The sequence below is a fragment of the Leptolyngbya sp. FACHB-1624 genome (assembly GCF_047649235.1).
Lineage (GTDB): Bacteria > Cyanobacteriota > Cyanobacteriia > Leptolyngbyales > Leptolyngbyaceae > Leptolyngbya > Leptolyngbya boryana.
On record NZ_CP180258.1, the window covers coordinates 4,992,623 to 5,010,094 of the forward strand.

The following is a 17,472-nucleotide window of genomic DNA, read 5'->3' on the forward strand; positions in this document are numbered from 1 at the left end:
AGTCCATGAGTTCTGATCGAGGTCAAGCTCCATGGACTGTGATTTTAGCGTCCTGATGCCGTGAGGTGCAGAAAGTTTATGAGTAGTTCGAGTTGTCGGTTTTGTGGTTCACCACTGCATCATACGTTCGTTGATTTGGGAATGTCGCCACTGTGCCAAACCCATATCACTCCTGAGCAATTAAACGAGATGGAGCCGTTTTACCCACTCCATACTTATGTTTGTGAGAATTGCTTTCTAGTGCAATTGCAGGAGTTCGTGAGTCCCCAGGACATCTTTACTGAGTACGCTTATTTTTCGTCCTATGTTGATGCGCTGCTCAAGAATGCTAGCGATTATAGCGATCTAATGGTTGAGCGCTTCGGCTTCAATGCTCAGAGTAAAGTGGTTGAGATTGCCAGCAATGATGGATATCTGTTGCAGTATTTCCACAAAAAAGGCATTCCCGTATTAGGCGTTGAACCTGCAGTCAACGTCTCGCAAGTTGCAAAAGACAAAGGCATTCCCGTAGTCAACAAGTTCTTCGGTGTGCAGACTGCAACCGAACTTGCTGCCGACGGCAAAGCTGATTTGCTTCTAGGTAACAATGTTTTGGCACATGTTCCCGACATTAATGATTTTGTCGGTGGCATGAAGATTATGCTGAAGCCAGACGGCGTCATCACAATGGAGTTTCCGCATCTGATGCGGCTGATGGAAGAGAATCAATTTGACACGATTTACCACGAGCATTTCTCGTATCTGTCCTTCATGGCGGTAAATCGCATTTTTGCATTCCACGGGCTGACATTGTTTGATGTGCAAGAAATCCCAATTCACGGTGGATCGCTGCGGATTTACGCGCGCCACACCGACGACGAATCGAAGCCGATTAGCGATCGTGTGACTGAACTGTTAGAACGTGAGAAAACCGCTGGATTCGACAAACTCGAAACCTATTCTCATTTCACAGAACAAGTCAAAGAAACCAAGCGCAAATTACTGGAATTCTTGATCACTGCCAAGCAGAAAGGGAAGACCATTGCAGGATATGGTGCGCCTGGAAAAGGAAACACCTTGCTCAACTACTGTGGTATCCGGACTGATTTTCTGGACTACACGGTCGATCGCAATCCTTATAAGCAAGGTAAATACACGCCTGGAACCCATATCCCCATCTACTCTCCGGACAAGATCCGAGAAACAAAACCCGATTATCTGTTGATTCTTCCCTGGAACGTCAAAGACGAAGTGATGGAGCAAGTCTCTTACATTCGTGAATGGGGCGGTCAGTTCGTGGTTCCTATTCCTGAAGTCAAAATTTACGCCTAGCACTTTTGGGTGTGAGTTTTGATGCGAGTTTTGCCAGTCTTGTGTTCTTGATGAGCTTTGAGTTCTACCGTTGTTCAAATCGATTTATGAGTGGAAGTAGTGTAGGCGCGAGCCTCAACGAAGAGAAACTAATGACTAACCCAACCCAAACCCGACTCCGTACGAAAGACATCATCGCTCAAGACCTTGACTATATCTGTGGCAACCTCACTGAAGAGTTTGGCACGATGGCAGGCAAGAATCTACTCATTACCGGTGGTGCAGGCTTCTTAGGTTACTATTTTGTCCAAGCCGTTTTACATTGGAACCAGAAGCAAGAATCAGCCCAGCAAATTCGCCTCACAGTCTACGATAACTATTCACGAGGCGTTCCGACTTGGCTAACGGATCTCAAAGATGATCCAACTTTGACCTTACTCAAGCATGATATGACTCAACCGTTGCCCGCAGATATGGGCGACTTCCAGTACATCATTCATGCAGCTTCGATTGCGTCTCCCACGTTCTACCGCCGAGATCCAATCGGCACCATGGATGCCAACGTCAACGGACTTCGCAATCTGCTGGAATACTTCAAAAATCAGAAGGATCAAGGTAAAGAAGTTGGCGGATTTCTATTCTTCTCGAGCAGTGAGATTTACGGCGATCCGACTCCAGAGAACATCCCAACTCCTGAAGACTACCGGGGGAATGTTTCCTGTACGGGACCTCGTGCCTGCTATGACGAAGCGAAGCGCTATGGCGAAACGCTGTGTGTGAACTTTGCTCAACAGTACGGATTACCGATTAAATCTGCCCGTCCGTTCAACAACTACGGACCTGGCTTGAAAATTACCGATCGACGTTTACTTCCCGACTTTGCACGCGATGTCTTCAGTGGTCGAGATATCACGATGCTTTCGGATGGTTCACCAAAGCGTACCTTTTGTTATTCGGCGGATTCGATCACGGGTTACTACAAAGTTCTCGTCAAAGGTCACGCAGGCGAAGCTTACAATATCGGAATCGAAACCCCTGAAATCTCAGTTCTAGAACTCGCTGAAAGAGTCGTTGCGCTCTCGAAAGAACTGTTTGGATACGAAGGTCAAGTGATTCGCAAAGTGAGCGAAGACAAGGACTATCTGGTTGACAATCCGGTTCGCCGTTGTCCTGTCATTGAGAAAGCAAGAACTCATCTCGGCTACAATCCAACGATCGGGATTGAAGAAGGACTACGTCGATCGCTGATTTGGTACGAAGGCAATCAAGAAGCGGAGGATGCATAATGCAAGTTTCAATTATTGGAACAGGTTATGTTGGCTTAGTTTCAGGCGTTTGCTTTGCAGAGAAAGGACATCAAGTATTCTGTGTTGATGTCGATCAATCAAAAGTAGACCAGATCAATCAGGGCGTTTCTCCCTTCTATGAGCCTGGATTGAATGAACTATTAGAGCGCAACATTCACACTCGGCTCAAAGCCACGACTGATTTCCGCCAAGCGATTCTCGACACAGATCTTTCACTCATTGCTGTGGGAACTCCATTTGACGGTAAAGAGGTCGATCTGACTTACGTGAAGCAAGTCGCTCAGCAGATTGGAGAAGCACTCAAGGATAAATCGACTTATCACTTAGTCGTTGTCAAAAGTACTGTTGTGCCTGGAACAACTGATCAAGTGGTTCTCCCGATTCTCGAAGCCGCTTCAGGTAAGAAAGCTGGTGTTGACTTTGGTGTGGGAATGAACCCGGAATTTCTCACCGAAGGTGAAGCGATCGACGATTTTATGTACCCGGATCGGATTGTGCTCGGCGGGATTGATGGACAAAGCATCGATATGCTAGACGCACTCTATACGGGATTTGAGAATGTCGATCGCTTAAGAACGAACAACTCCACTGCAGAGATGATCAAATACACGTCAAACTCATTGTTGGCGCTGTTGATCTCTTTCTCGAATGAAGTTGGTAATCTGTGTTCTGCAATTGGCAACACCGACATTGTGGAAGTCATGAAAGGCGTCCATAACAGTCGTTACTTGACAACCGTGCTGCCCAATGGCGAGCGTGTTGTTCCGCCCATTACTAGCTTCCTCGCCGCAGGCTGCGGATTTGGTGGAAGCTGTCTCCCCAAAGATGTGAAAGCTTTGATCGCTCATGGTGAGAAGTATCAAAGTCCGATGCCCTTGTTAGATGCAGTCATTCAAGTCAATCAATCTCAACCGCAGCAAGTCATTGCCCGATTGAACAAGCATTTTCCGTCACTCGATGGCGTGAAGATTGCAATTCTTGGTCTGTCATTTAGACCGAATACGAATGACATGCGCGAAACGCCTGCAATTCCCTTGATCAAAGCACTCAAAGCACAGAATGCATCCCTCAAAGCTTATGATCCGGTTGCAAATTCAGAAGCAGCAAAGTTGATCCGCCCAGAAGAGGCTGAACTTTGCAATAGCTTGAAAGAAGTCCTTGAGAATGTTGATGCGATCGTGCTTGTGACTCGTTGGGATGAGTTCAAAGCCGTTCCCGAACTGATTGCTCAATTTGATCCACAGCCCGTCTTTGTGGATGGTCGCCGAATGTTGGATAAGAATTCGATCCAACGATACGAAGGCATTGGACTTTAAGCAAGACAGCAATCCTTGATCAAGATAATCGCTCGATCAAGGATTGACCCTGGTTACAATTGAAGTAAGGAACCCTTATGCACACCGTTTATTTCGATTCCCCGGTGAGTGACGAAGTTAGACGCGATCGCCTTTACAATGGTCAGCTATTTCTTTACTCTCCTCGCCCTAGCATGTTGGCGCTCTGTGAACATGCGCGTCAAATGATTGCAGCGGCATTCGCTCCACTCGATCCGACTCAAGCACAACATCAGTTAAGCGTCGAAGAATTTGTCGCGATCGCTGCGTCACTTAAGCCTAGTTTTATCCATCATCCCAAGTCAAAGCAGCTCATTCAGAAGATTCTGGAAGAGTATGGCTATGACTTAGAGAAAACATATTTTGATGTACCTCGCTTAAAAATCATTACGAGTCACGCCTATCTCACAGCAGGAGTCGGATATCCTTTTCATCCTCACAGAGATACCTGGTACTGTGCGCCTCCAAGCCAAGTCAATTGGTGGCTACCAGTCTATGAATTTGAGTCAGAAAGCTCAATGGCATTCCATCCAAAATACTGGAACCAGGCTGTGAAAAATAGCTCTAGTGGATTTAACTACTACGAGTACAACAATACAGGTCGTAAGAATGCTGCTCAGCATGTGAAGAAAGACACTCGTTTTCAGCCTCGTGCCGAAGAATTTGTAGATATCGATCCACAAGTTCGTCTAGTTTGCGAAGTCGGTGGAGTTCTATTGTTCTCTGGCGCACAGATGCATTCAACTGTGCCAAATACTTCTGGACACACCCGTTTTAGTATCGATTTCAGAACCGTTCATCTCGATGATCTCATTGCCAAGCAAGGCGCACCAAATATCGATAATGCTTCTACTGGAACTGCGCTCAGAGACTTTATGCGAGCGACAGATCTCGCTCAGCTGCCTGAAGAAGTTGTTGCCTTATACGAAGATACTCCTCCGCCTGAAGGCGAGTTAGTGTTTCAACCGCCTGTTGCTCTCGCTGCCTATTAGAGCCAATGAACATTACTGACCTCAAAACAGTGCTTGATCCCCAAGCGATCGGTGAAGATCTGCATCGCTTTGCGACTACGTTATATCCCATCTGTCGTAGCATTACGGGCGATGGCTTCCGAGAAACGTTGCGTCAAATCGAGCAATTTATTCCACTCAAGCGGTATGAAGTGCCCACTGGAACACAAGTGTTTGATTGGACAGTGCCGCGTGAATGGAATATCCGAGATGCTTACGTCAAAAACTCTAAAGGGGAGCGCGTCATTGACTTTAAACAGCACAATCTGCATGTTGTGAACTACAGTGTTCCAGTTCATGAAACGATGTCGCTGGAAGCCTTAAAACCGCATCTATTTAGCTTGCCTGAGCATCCAGATTGGATTCCGTATCGTACGTCTTACTACAAAGATACCTGGGGGTTCTGCTTAACTCATCAGCAGTTGCTCGACCTACCAGAGGATCAGTATGAGGTTTGTATTGACTCAACTTTAGACGCTGGAAACTTAACCTATGGGGAGTACTACTTACCTGGAGAAGTCGAAGATGAAGTCTTAGTCTCTTGTCATGCTTGCCATCCATCTTTAGCAAATGACAATCTTTCAGGAATTGCGATCGCGGTGTATCTTGCTAAAGCCTTGAGTGAGGTTGCTCGCCGCTATTCCTACCGCTTCATCTTCATTCCAGCCACGATTGGGTCAATTACTTGGTTAAGTCAAAACGAAGATCAAGTCCATCGCATTAAGCATGGTTTAGTCCTGAGTTGTCTAGGCGATCCAGGCAAGTCAACCTACAAGAAAAGTCGGCAGGGGAATGCAGAAGTCGATCGAGCTGTCACCCATGTTCTGAGCCATTCGGAGCAGGATCACAACATTATCGATTTCTTGCCCTATGGCTATGATGAGCGGCAGTTTTGCTCACCCGGGTTTAATTTGCCTGTGGGTTGCTTTATGCGATCGCCCAATAGTAAGTTCCCGGAGTACCATACCTCGGCAGACAACTTGGACTTTATCCAGTCTGAATGCCTCGCAGACTCCTTTGTGAAATGCTTAGGAGTGCTGTCAGTCTTAGAGCACAATAAGATTTATGTAAACCAGAATCCGAAGTGTGAACCTCAACTCGGTAAACGGGGACTCTATCGATCGATAGGAGGTTCCTCTGGAACTGGATTGAATGAGCTTGCATTACTGTGGACATTGAATTTGTCAGATGGACAACATTCATTGCTTGACATTGCAGAGCGATCAGGATTTAAGTTTGACGTGATTAAGCAAGTCGCAGATGCGTTGATCGAGACTCATCTGTTGAAGGAATCGGCTAACTGAGAAAATTCATTAAGAGGGATATCTGCATGAAAGTTGTTTTGTTTTGTGGCGGTCTAGGCACTCGGTTGAGAGACTATTCGGAAAAAGTTCCCAAACCGATGGTCAACATCGGGTATCGTCCTATCTTGTGGCATTTGATGAAATACTATGCTCACTATGGACACAAAGATTTCATTCTCTGTCTGGGGTACAAAGCAGACTATATCAAAGAGTACTTTTTGAACTACAACGAATGCCTCTCCAATGACTTCGTGCTATCCGCAGGCGGCAAGCAAGTTCAAATGATTGGGAGTGACATTCACGACTGGCGGATCACCTTTGTTGATACTGGGTTGTCTTCTAACATCGGACAGCGCCTAAAAGCAGTTGAAAAGTATCTCGAAGGCGAAGAGATGTTCTTAGCCAACTACAGCGATGGACTTAGCAACCTGCCGCTTGATGACTTCATCGATCACTTCATGCGACATGACAAAGTTGCAAGTTTCCTCTCTGTGAAGCCGACTCAGACGTTCCACGTTGTCTCTACTCAAGAAGATGGATTAGTCAAGAGCATTGAACATGTGAACAATGCGGATCTACGCATCAATGGTGGATTTTTTGCGCTCAAGACCGAAATCTTTAAATACATGCAGCCTGGTGAGGAACTAGTGATTGAGCCATTCCAGCGCTTGATTGAGAAAGAGCAATTGGTTGCTTACAACTATGATGGCTTCTGGACTTGTATGGATACATTCAGAGACAAGCAAAATTTGGATGATATGTATTCTCAAGGGAATCCTCCCTGGGAAGTTTGGAAGACCCGCAAAACGCTCTAAGTTGCAAATCTGAGAAGGTGAAAATGCTGAAGTTGATGTTCGATCGAGGAAAAGACGCTGAATATCGGATTCTGTGTCTGGGCGCACACTGCGATGATATTGAAATCGGATGCGGTGGCACGATTTTGAAACTAATCGAAGAGTATCCGAACGCAATCTTTTACTGGGTTGTGTTTAGCTCTAGCGAAGTGCGATCGAAAGAAGCGTTCGAGAGCGCAGATCGATTTTTAGCAGGTGCGAAAGTTGAGAACATTGTTGTCAAAAACTTCCGCAACAGTTTCTTTCCATTCGTGGGTACTGAAATCAAGGAGTACTTTAACGAACTCAGCCAAGCATTTTCACCCGATCTGATCCTGACGCACTACAAGCATGATGCTCACCAAGATCACCGCGTGATTTCCGATCTCACTTGGAATAGCTATCGGAATCATTTCGTTCTGGAATACGAAATTCCCAAGTATGACGGGGATATTGGGAATCCAAATTTCTACGTTCCCGTTAGCGAAGAAATTTGCAATCGCAAGATTCAAACGCTGATGGAAGTGTTTGAAACGCAGAAAAAACGTCAGTGGTTCACTGAAGATACGTTCCAAGCCATCATGCGGCTCCGAGGAATTGAATCGAATGCGCCCAGTAAGTTTGCAGAGGCATTTTACAGTCGCAAGTTAGTGTTTTGATCACATTTTCACGAACCTCTGAAATGAAGCAGAAAGCCTGATGGTCATTGATTATCGACTTTCTGCGATCGTATTCATCAAACTGAAAAAAGCAAGATGACTCAATTTGATAACTATCAAGATGTAGTTGTTCACTGATTCGCTTAATTTGCTTGCAAAATCGGTGTCAGTTTGACGTGATATTCTGCCTCAAACTCCCCTTTTTTGAAATCCAAACTCCACAATTCTAGCGAACAAGGATCATCGGCTTGAGTCGGGGTGATAAGCAACTGAAAACTGCGTTGAACTGCATCAAAACGACATTCAATCGATTGAATGGCTCCGATTTGACGGCGATCGAGGGCAACTGCTAAACGCAACAATGAATGCAATTGTTCAACGACTCGCCGATGGTGTTTGCTCGTTAAATTTCGGTAGGTTTCATGACGTTTCTTAGGTGCATTCTTACGATGATAGCGAGCAAGATTTGCGATCGTTTCAATCTCCATTTCCGTAAACCCTAACAATTCGGCATGTCGGATCAGATAGTAAGAATGCTTGTGATGCGAAGAATGTCCAACATGGTGCCCGCAGTTGTGTAGAATCGCAGCCGCCCAAAGTAAAATTCGCTCTTCCTCGCTCCAAGTATGCAGTTTGCCCTGAGTTTGATCAAATAAACTTAGGGCAAATTCTGCAACTCGTTGGCTGTGCGCTAGATTCACCTGATACTTCTGTGCTGTTTTGAAGACACTTCGTTCGCGAACCGATTTCTGATAGCGTAGCCGATCTTCAATCAGCCCATGTGCCACCATCCAATCCACAATCACGCCTTCTCGCAGCGATCGCTCACAGATGACGATCGAGTCCGCTTTTAATTGCATCATCACTTCCAGCAGAATCATCGCTCCAGGCAAAATAATTTCTGCTCGCCGCTCATTTAATCCGGGAATGACTAAACGCTCTGAAAGACTCATTTTCCGTAACCGATTCACCCAGTCGCGCAAATCTTTTACGGACATTTCGCAGCCATTCAACGGAGTTGGAACTGTGCCAAATTTCTCGCGTGCATTGAGTGCGACTAAAGTTTCGATCGTGCCTGACGTTCCAACCATACGCAGACGTTCTCCAGGTTTGACATGGGCTTGGAGATCCTCAATCGATCGTTCCAACATGCCCCGAATATAAGCCTGTAGCGCATAAAATTCAGTTGAACTAATTGGATCGGTTTTGATATGTTCAGCCGTCAGTCGAACCGCGCCCACCTTGGTACTACTAAGGGTGCGAGGCTCATGCCCATCTCCCAAAATTAGCTCAGTTGAACCGCCCCCAATATCTACAATCACATGCGGCTGATTATCAAAGCTCATCCCCGACAGCACACCGAGATAAATCCGCCTCGCCTCTTCCGCTCCTGAAATTAAATTGACCCAAAGTCCAAGCTCATTCTCAATTCGTTGCAGAAATGCTTGTCCATTCGGGGCTTCGCGGACAGCACTTGTCGCGACCGCAATCACATGTTCGGCGTTCACACTTTTGGCGACATCCTGACATCGTCGGAGGGCTGCCATTGCGCGATCCATTGCCTCTTCTGACAATTCCCCCGTTTTCTTACAAAAATCTCCCAATCGCACGGTCGCTTTCTCTCGTCCAACAATCGTAAACGCAGGTAAATGAGGTTGAATGCGGGCAATCACCATATGAATCGAATTCGTTCCGACATCGATTGCGGCGAGGATGCGGTCTTGATCAGGAGGAATGATGGGAAGCGTCACCGGATTATTCTGGGGTTTCGGAATGGAGTTAACCATGAGACTAGACGTACTGCGATCGAATAAAGGGCTATTAGAGGCAAGAGCGAGAACACCAAACGTCTGACGTGAACAAAAGCGATCGAACTACTTCTAAACTAAGGTTTTACCTCAAATCTTGAGCAATTCAGCGGATCTTTACACAAAAACCGCGCTAAGTTCTTTTATAGACCTGCGATTGACCAATTTTCTATGTGGACTCAGCCGAATCAATCTCCAGAACCGACTTGGCGCGTGATTGCGCGACTTCTACGCTGGCACAAGCCTGAAGGACGACTCATTTTAATGATTCCGGCTCTGTGGGCTGTGGTCTTGGCTGCACAAGGCAAACCACCGGCATTATTAGTCGGCATTATTATTCTAGGAACTTTAGCGACCAGTGCAGCAGGTTGCGTTGCAAATGATCTCTGGGATCGCAATATTGATCCGCATGTCGAACGGACTCGCGATCGTCCTTTGGCTTCAAGAGCACTTTCTGTCAAGGTTGGAATTGGCGTTGGGCTAATTTCACTCTTGTGTGCTGCCGGATTAACAGTTTTTCTGAATCCACTCACATTCTGGCTGTGTGTTGCCGCAGTCCCGGTCATTTTGCTGTATCCAGCCGCGAAGCGAGTTTTTCCAGTCCCGCAGTTAGTGTTATCGATCGCGTGGGGGTTTGCAGTTCTGATTAGTTGGAGTGCGGTCAGTTGCCGTGATACATCAAATTTAGTGTGTCTGACTCAACCGATGTGGTTGCTCTGGGGCGCAACAATTCTCTGGACGTTGGGATTTGACACAGTGTATGCCATGTCCGATCGCGAAGACGACAAACGAATTGGTGTGAAATCAAGCGCCTTATTCTTCGGTCGATACGCGCCTTACGCAATCGCTGCCTTCTACGTCGGAACCGCATTAATTCTTGCGAAACTCGGTGTAGTAATGGGATTAAATGTCTGGTACTGGAGCGCATTAGGGTGCAGCGCGATCACTTGGGCATGGCAATCTTATCAACTCACCCAACCGACAATCCCCCATTCGTTTTACGCTTTCAGTTTCAAGCAGAACGTTTGGATCGGCTTTATTCTCTTAGGCGGCATGATTGCTGGAATCTAGACATCAATCCACTCAACTCGAACGAAGTGAGCCGGACGACCCCAACTGTCCTGCACGCTCGAAACTTCTCGAACCCTCAAGTTAAAGGGTACTGCGGTTGTAATGTACTGCTGGACGATGCGTCCTAACTCTGGGGTTAGTTGTGCGGCAGTCGTTGCAGCCACTCCGAATCCTAACAATTGCTCGATCGGCGTGCGAGGCAATACCAAATGGAACCCAAACGCGATCGCAGCCGTTAACAACATCCCGACTGAAAGATTTGTTCCACAACGTGGATGCACTGCGAGATTCCATTCTCCATGCGTAATTCGGGACAACGCTTGATTTACAGCCCGTCTGACATCAACCGTGTTCGCCTGCCCATAGAGATAAAATCCCTGCTCGGTTGATAATCCGCCTAAACCGCTATTGTCTTCCCAATCAGTTTGCGGTGAGCTACGCCGATCGGGTAATCCACTCAAAATCCAAACAGTGGCATGCTCTAGGGCATGAACTTGGCGCACCGTCAGCATTTCTTTCAATCCTGGAAGAAATCCAATTTTCCTAAGCAACTCAGTGTCTTGAGCCACTTGAGGAGTTGGGAGGAAAAAATTCAAAAACTCATCGAACTCAGAAGCATTTGCAGTCATAACAAAGCAACTTCAGACAATCCTAGAGAAGTTAGTGTCTCAACTCTAGCGTTTGTTTGCTGAAGTTGCAGGGCGGCTGTTGCAAATCGTTGCGACTTTTAGCTGAAAAGATTTGAAGTTGGAACCGCTGCTGCGGGTGCAGGTGGAACGCTTGGCAAATTTGGTGCGACTACAGGACTGCCGACTCCACGAGCCACTTCTATGCCATTTTGCTCCAGAATCACGAGCGGATCAGACCCTCCATTCATTTCAATTCGCTTGACTAAGACCTGTCCACCTGCAATGCGTTGCCCTGCTTGAACATAACGGCTTGTCGCCTCATTGGGAGCCTGAATAATGGCTTGAGGCACACCTGCAACAACAATCACACCTGTTACTTGCACCGATTTCGCAAGAGTCGGATCTGGCAGAGGTGGTAGTGCTTTAATGGGGGATTGCTCTGGCGATTTTGCAGCCACGACCTTCGGATTTGGACGGGATACAACAGCAGGTTGTTTCGCAATCGAGCGATCTCCAACATTCGGGCTGACAGCAGGTTGATTCGCAGTTTCAGGCAGTTTAATGGGAACTTTGAACGAGACGATCGGCGGAATGCTAGAAAATGGATCTTTGCCTTTGGTATTGATGCCGCGTTGAACTTGTCTCGCCCGTTCTGCTGGGTCAGTTGATTGCAGCAGCCCTGCGACCTTGCCTGCTTTACCTGTCGCTGCGTCTTTCTTGTCTTTATCCTTCTCTGGAACAGTGGGTTTTGCAAAAGCCTGGGTTGGGGTCGAAGGCGATGCCGCTGGAGAAGGACTGGCGCTCGTAACAGTTGGCTCTTCACCCACCGTACATCCGCCTATCCAGACTGTTAATGCGCTCGCGCAAAGTACCAGCGTCCCTTTCGGGATTCGTGCTGTGATTTGCTGTGTAAACCGCTTGCTCATGACCACTCCAAAAATTCGACTTAAAAATTCGCCTGGATCACCGTTCGCAGTACAAGCTTGAAATTGACCCGCAGCAGAGAACGATTCAGTTAGTGCAAGTGTGCCCAAATCCGATGGGTTTTTTACTCGCTGCTAATTTTTGAGCGAATTTTTAGAGAAGCTGGGATTAAGCTTCGCTGCAAACCATGATGCTTTGCAGTTTCTGAAGCCCTTTTTTCACTTGGCGTGAAACCGTCACAGCGCTGATTCCTAGTCGCTCCGCTGTCTCTTTCTGAGTCAGGTCATATAGAAAAACAAATTCCAACACTTCACGAGTGCGCTGTTCTAATTGGACGAGTGCCTGCTGCAGCCGAATTTGATCTTCTTGAGCCAGTTGGAAACTCCGATACCGTGAATCAGGAACGAGATCGCCTAAAAATGCTGTGCCTTCTTCGTCGCCGACAGGAGCATCTAAACTGAGCAGCGCGCGATTTTGCACCGAGAGCCGAATTTCCTGCCATTCCTCGATCGAGATATCCAATATCGCAGCGATCTCAATATCGGTGGGTTGCCGCCGCTCTTTTGCTTGAAAGTCACGGATCACGTGAGTGGCTTGACGTTGTAGCGCTTGCCAACGGCGCGGAATTCGGACTGAAGGGCTTTTGTCCCGTAAGTAGTGTTGGATTTCTCCTCGAATGTAGGGAATTGCAAATGAGCTAAATGCATGACCTTTCGACATATCAAACCGCTCGATCGCTCGAATCAGCCCAATACACCCAACTTGGAGCAAATCGTCGTAACTCTCAGTACACTGATTCATCCAGTGGTGAGCCTCTTTTCTCACCAGTCCAATATTCAATTCAACCAATTGATTACGAATAGCAGCAGTTGCGGTCGTTTGATATTGATGAAGCAGTTCTAAGGTTTCACTTTTGAGGTCGGTAGACACAAGATTAGGCATGACGAATTCAGTGGTTGGCGCAAAAGCTCAAGAAGAAATCAAACCGTTTTGCTGATTCAAACTGTGAGGGTAGGAATCACACCGGAAAGACATTAGAGAAAGTGAACAAATAATGAAACCGCGTTTCTTGCTCACTTTTCATGACACATAAAACTTATTTCTTCCAGCGAATTTGTTACAACTGCATTTCCACGGAACGTCTGTCTACCGTGATCTTGGTCACTTTTTTAACGAATTTTTAACGAATTTCTGATTAAGATTAAAACTTGTTTTTATCAAAAAATAAATAATAAAAATGGGGCTATCTGCCCCATAAAATTGAATATTTTGAGTTGAGATCGCACTAAGTTGTGGATCTGATTATCGGTAATTACGCTGCAGGTGCAACTCGTGCGTAGAACAATCCACGGATTTTTACCTCGCTTGCTTCACGCGATCCCATATCGGTTTCTGAGGGTTGATCGCTTTCAAAGGTTCCTGCAATTTCACCCGATGCACTGTCGATTTTTGCAACTTGCAGCGAGATAGTGCCTTTATCCAACTGGAAACGCTTGACGTTTTCCTTTCTCAATTCTTCAGAGTCAGCCGAAGCAGGAAGTGCAACTGCGTTGTCATAGCCTGTGGTCAGACCCCGACCTTTCGGATCAAGGAAGTTGGATGTCCGGTAGGAGGGCACACGGAATTCGCCGGTAAAGTCGGTTGACGTGTTGATGCTCGAAGAACCCGGATCGGTGGTTGCAACTAGACCTTTAATCGTGAACAAGAACGGCACGCGTTCGCCCCCAGGAAGCTGAACGGTAATCGCTTGGAAGTCCAGACCATCTTCTTCGGTGAAGGTCAAGCTACCATCAGAGTTCGATTTTAGGGTTCCTGAAACTGCATCGATCGAGGAAGTATAGCGAGTCATCAACTTCGCCGGGACAAACTCAGCTTCGCGACGCTTGCTCGCCGTTTCTTCTTTGACGAAATAAGATGTGGGTTGCAGACACAATCCAGTGATTGAGTAGGTTTTGCCGCTCTCAATCGGGATAGAGCCACGAGAGGTGGCTTCGATTTGGGGGCAGTTATTTGCCAAGCCCGTGTTACGGATTTGCTCGTAGGTTAAGCCTTCCGTACTGGCAGCGGGAGCTTCACTACAAGCGGTCAAAACACTCAGGCAGAACGCCAACAGTGTCACAATAAAAGCGCGATACCTCATGGTCAACCTCAAAGTAATGTCAAATTTCTGCCAGTGCGTTCGGGCGGGAGTTCAAAGAAGTCAATCTCGGAGAGTGATTCTTAGAAGGGCGCTCTAAACTGCTGTCAGATCTCATGGAGTTTCTAATAAATTCTGGAGTGGCTCTGATCGAACCTCTCATAGCATTTTACAGATATTCGTAAACTTTTTAAGAATCGCCCGCGATCGCATGTGTGGAAAAGTCGATTCGGCGCGATTCGGCTGCTTACGAAGAACGAACGAAATGCTCGAAAAGCAGTACCGTATTAGATTGCGCCCCTACGCTAGGAACGAATTGCATGAATGATGATGATGTGATGTTTAGAGAATATGCCTCGAATTCGGAGGCGCTATCGCGCGATCTCGATCAAATTGCCCAAGAGATTCGGACGATTGCAAAAAACTCGCGGGGAGATGGAATCGCGTTGCTGGCATTGCTGAGAGTTTTAGAAGCCCTCCATCGTGAAATCCGTGAAGGATTCTTTCAAGAGTCTTTGCCCAGTAATCGACAGGCGCTTTACGCGTTGCTGAAAGATATTGAAGCCAGTGGCGGGTGGCCCTATATCCATCGAATGCGGCTACAAGAATTTCTGAATAATTTGCTGGCTGAATCTAGCTTAGATTCGCCTGAATAAAAGTAAAAAGCGCTAGAGATGAAACTCCTAGCGCTTTTTCTGAGTGAAATTGTAAAGTTTTGTTACTCGTCTTTTGGTTGACGGCTAGCGGTCTGGATATAGAGAATCAGCAAAAACACGCTCGGCACAAGCACAAACAAAATCGACGCAATAAATCCTAATTCATTAACTTGCATAAAGCCCGATCCCTTCTAAACTCGGCATCAACACTTTTCAGGATACCACTCATTAGGGTTTCGTCTTTACGCTGACTTCGCCGTTGACTAGCGCCTGACAGGCAAGACGGTAGGACGCTGGTTTTTTCTTGAGTTTACGCTCCTCAAAGGCGGTTCGAGGCGAGAGATTTTCCATCCCTTCGACAATTTCAACGATGCAAGTGCCGCATTGTCCATACCCCCCGCAATTCATGAGCTTGCCACCGAGCGTGTAGAGATCCACTTGATTCTCGATCGCTTTAATCCGCAAATTTGCCCCTTGAGCCGCAACGACTTCTTTGTCTTCTTTGATGAATTTGATGCTGGCAGACTGAAACGCAGGTTTCGGCGGTTCAGCGCTCATCCCTTCTTCAGGTTGGACTTCAGAAATCGCTTGGAGGTCAGTATCGGCGGGTTGCATAGTCTTCCTCTTAAAGAGATAAGGGTTAGTATCCACTCTATTTGTAACTCAAATCGCGCCAAAAGTTAAGAATAATTAAGAAGTGAAACGGGCGAGTCGTCGGAATTTCAGGCGATTTCATATTCGCTTGCAATCGTTTCTAACACTGGTTACACTTCTTTATACACTTTCATTTTTTATGAATTCCTTGTCATACTGCCGATTCAACGTTCCAAGGAATAGCTGGATCATCAGAAACGGCGGGGGGACAGGATGCCTTATCTGGTAAAGTTACCCATATTAGGCACTTTAACAAAAGGCTGAAAGAAGCGTTGCAGTAGACGTAATTTAGAGGAGGAGAGTAGTCAATGGGACTACCCTGGTACCGCGTACACACAGTCCTGGTGAACGATCCGGGGCGGTTGATTGCGACTCACCTGATGCATACCGCACTGGTTGCAGGTTGGGCGGGATCAATGGCGCTTTATGAGCTTGCGATTTTTGACCCTAGCGATCCAGTTTTGAATCCTATGTGGAGACAAGGCATGTTCGTGCTGCCGTTTATGGCAAGACTCGGCGTGACTTCTTCTTGGGGCGGATGGAGCATTACGGGTGAAACCGTCACCGATCCAGGCTTCTGGTCGTTTGAGGGCGTTGCAGCTGCCCACATCGTTTTATCAGGTTTGCTGTTCTTAGCAGCTTGCTGGCATTGGGTTTATTGGGATTTGGAACTTTTCCGCGATCCGCGTACAGGTGAGCCTGCACTCGATTTGCCGAAAATGTTCGGGATTCATTTGTTCTTGTCGGGATTACTTTGTTTTGGCTTTGGCGCGTTCCACTTGACTGGATTGTTTGGTCCAGGAATGTGGGTATCGGACGCGTATGGGGTGACAGGGCATATTCAGCCTGTTGCGCCTGAATGGGGACCGTCTGGATTTAATCCGTTTAATCCAGGTGGGGTCGTCGCACACCACATTGCGGCGGGAATTGTCGGCATTATTGCAGGCTTGTTCCACCTCAGTGTCCGTCCGCCAGAGCGTTTATATCGCGCTTTGAGAATGGGGAACATCGAAACGGTGTTGTCGAGCAGTATCGCGGCTGTGTTCTTTGCGGCTTTTGTGGTTGCAGGAACGATGTGGTACGGCAATGCGACGACTCCGATCGAGTTGTTTGGTCCGACTCGTTATCAGTGGGATAGCGGCTACTTCCGCCAGGAAATCGATCGTCGAGTTCAGGGTGCAGTAGCGGATGGCGCGAGCTTATCAGAAGCGTATAACCAAATTCCTGAGAAATTGGCGTTCTATGACTATGTCGGTAACAGCCCCGCGAAAGGTGGTTTGTTCCGTACAGGTCAAATGAACAAGGGTGACGGGATTGCTCAAACTTGGCTCGGACATCCGGTGTTCAAGGACAGCGAAGGTCGTGAGTTGTTTGTGCGTCGCTTGCCGAACTTCTTTGAGAACTTCCCAGTTGTGCTTCAAGATGCAGATGGCGTGATCCGCGCTGACATTCCGTTCCGTAAGGCTGAGTCGAAGTACAGCTTTGAACAAGCAGGTGTAACGGCAAGCATTTACGGTGGAAAGTTGGATGGTCAGGTGATCACCGATCCAGCGCAGGTCAAACGCTTTGCGCGTGCGGCTCAGTTGGGTGAACCGTTTGAATTCGATCGTGAAACATTGAATTCGGATGGTGTATTCCGGACTAGCCCGCGTGGATGGTTCACGTTTGGTCATGCGGTCTTTGCATTGTTGTTCTTCTTTGGTCATATCTGGCACGGATCTCGGACGATTTTCCGGGATGTGTTTGCTGGGGTTGACCCAGATTTGTCGGAAGAACAAGTCGAATGGGGACGGTTTGCGAAAGTGGGTGATAAGACCACGCTTCGGGAACCTGTCTAAATGGTTTAACGGGTCTAG

17 protein-coding genes are annotated in these 17,472 nt (G+C 47.1%); 10 read left to right on the forward strand and 7 right to left on the reverse strand.

Features of this window, described 5'->3' with window-relative positions; all coding sequences use genetic code 11:
* Positions 1-78: 78 nt before the first annotated feature.
* From ACMUEV_RS23775 to ACMUEV_RS23805, 7 genes are all read left to right on the forward strand, one after another.
* Positions 79-1,311 (forward strand): class I SAM-dependent methyltransferase, encoded by a 1,233-nt coding sequence (locus ACMUEV_RS23775; RefSeq protein ID WP_190653573.1) that lies wholly within the window; start codon positions 79-81, stop codon positions 1,309-1,311.
* Positions 1,312-1,442: 131 nt separating this feature from the next.
* The gene (locus ACMUEV_RS23780) at positions 1,443-2,576 is read left to right on the forward strand and encodes an NAD-dependent epimerase/dehydratase family protein (protein WP_051077844.1); all 1,134 of its coding nucleotides are present in this window, start codon (positions 1,443-1,445) and stop codon (positions 2,574-2,576) included.
* Positions 2,576-3,913 (forward strand): UDP-glucose dehydrogenase family protein, encoded by a 1,338-nt coding sequence (locus ACMUEV_RS23785; protein WP_190653574.1) that lies wholly within the window; start codon positions 2,576-2,578, stop codon positions 3,911-3,913. Before ACMUEV_RS23780 ends, ACMUEV_RS23785 begins: the two co-directional genes overlap by 1 nt.
* Before the next feature lie 77 nt (positions 3,914-3,990).
* Positions 3,991-4,923 (forward strand): phytanoyl-CoA dioxygenase family protein, encoded by a 933-nt coding sequence (locus ACMUEV_RS23790; protein WP_017286607.1) that lies wholly within the window; start codon positions 3,991-3,993, stop codon positions 4,921-4,923.
* Positions 4,924-4,928: 5 nt separating this feature from the next.
* Complete coding sequence (locus tag ACMUEV_RS23795) at positions 4,929-6,245, forward strand: DUF4910 domain-containing protein (RefSeq protein ID WP_017286606.1); 1,317 nt, start codon at positions 4,929-4,931, stop codon at positions 6,243-6,245.
* Positions 6,246-6,271: 26 nt separating this feature from the next.
* Positions 6,272-7,060, forward strand: coding sequence for a glucose-1-phosphate cytidylyltransferase (locus ACMUEV_RS23800; protein WP_017286605.1), 789 nt, complete (start codon positions 6,272-6,274; stop codon positions 7,058-7,060).
* A 23-nt stretch (positions 7,061-7,083) separates the two neighbouring features.
* Positions 7,084-7,737, forward strand: coding sequence for a PIG-L deacetylase family protein (locus ACMUEV_RS23805; protein WP_017286604.1), 654 nt, complete (start codon positions 7,084-7,086; stop codon positions 7,735-7,737).
* A gap of 143 nt (positions 7,738-7,880) precedes the next feature.
* On the opposite strand, the gene ACMUEV_RS23810 is transcribed toward ACMUEV_RS23805, so the two are convergent.
* Positions 7,881-9,524, reverse strand: coding sequence for a Ppx/GppA phosphatase family protein (locus tag ACMUEV_RS23810; protein ID WP_190653575.1), 1,644 nt, complete (start codon positions 9,522-9,524; stop codon positions 7,881-7,883).
* Between the two features lie 192 nt (positions 9,525-9,716).
* Between ACMUEV_RS23810 and ACMUEV_RS23815 the strand changes: the two genes are divergently transcribed.
* Entirely contained in the window at positions 9,717-10,616 is a 900-nt protein-coding gene (locus ACMUEV_RS23815; protein WP_017286602.1) for a 4-hydroxybenzoate solanesyltransferase, read from the forward strand.
* On the opposite strand, the gene ACMUEV_RS23820 is transcribed toward ACMUEV_RS23815, so the two are convergent.
* The 4 genes from ACMUEV_RS23820 to ACMUEV_RS23835 form a co-directional block, all read right to left on the reverse strand.
* A complete protein-coding gene (locus tag ACMUEV_RS23820) occupies positions 10,613-11,245 on the reverse strand; it encodes a DUF6391 domain-containing protein (RefSeq protein ID WP_017286601.1) in 633 nt (210 codons plus the stop codon). The two genes, ACMUEV_RS23815 and ACMUEV_RS23820, sit on opposite strands and share 4 nt — an antisense overlap.
* Before the next feature lie 98 nt (positions 11,246-11,343).
* A complete protein-coding gene (locus ACMUEV_RS23825; protein WP_348251540.1) occupies positions 11,344-12,279 on the reverse strand; it encodes a hypothetical protein in 936 nt (311 codons plus the stop codon).
* A 58-nt stretch (positions 12,280-12,337) separates the two neighbouring features.
* Complete coding sequence (locus ACMUEV_RS23830; RefSeq protein WP_017286599.1) at positions 12,338-13,111, reverse strand: RNA polymerase sigma factor SigF; 774 nt, start codon at positions 13,109-13,111, stop codon at positions 12,338-12,340.
* A 370-nt stretch (positions 13,112-13,481) separates the two neighbouring features.
* Positions 13,482-14,309, reverse strand: a complete 828-nt coding sequence (locus ACMUEV_RS23835; protein WP_017286598.1) for a photosystem II manganese-stabilizing polypeptide — start codon at positions 14,307-14,309, stop codon at positions 13,482-13,484.
* 212 nt (positions 14,310-14,521) lie between these two features.
* Here ACMUEV_RS23835 and ACMUEV_RS23840 point away from each other — a divergent pair, with 212 nt between their 5' ends.
* Positions 14,522-14,962 (forward strand): hypothetical protein, encoded by a 441-nt coding sequence (locus ACMUEV_RS23840; protein ID WP_017286597.1) that lies wholly within the window; start codon positions 14,522-14,524, stop codon positions 14,960-14,962.
* A 62-nt stretch (positions 14,963-15,024) separates the two neighbouring features.
* On the opposite strand, the gene psbM is transcribed toward ACMUEV_RS23840, so the two are convergent.
* Positions 15,025-15,138, reverse strand: coding sequence for a photosystem II reaction center protein PsbM (gene psbM, locus ACMUEV_RS23845; protein ID WP_017286596.1), 114 nt, complete (start codon positions 15,136-15,138; stop codon positions 15,025-15,027).
* A 52-nt stretch (positions 15,139-15,190) separates the two neighbouring features.
* Positions 15,191-15,577: a 2Fe-2S iron-sulfur cluster-binding protein gene (locus ACMUEV_RS23850; protein WP_415354684.1), complete on the reverse strand. Its 387-nt coding sequence runs from the start codon at positions 15,575-15,577 to the stop codon at positions 15,191-15,193.
* Positions 15,578-15,924: 347 nt separating this feature from the next.
* Between ACMUEV_RS23850 and psbB the strand changes: the two genes are divergently transcribed.
* A complete protein-coding gene (gene psbB / locus ACMUEV_RS23855; protein ID WP_017286594.1) occupies positions 15,925-17,454 on the forward strand; it encodes a photosystem II chlorophyll-binding protein CP47 in 1,530 nt (509 codons plus the stop codon).
* Positions 17,455-17,472: the final 18 nt, after the last annotated feature.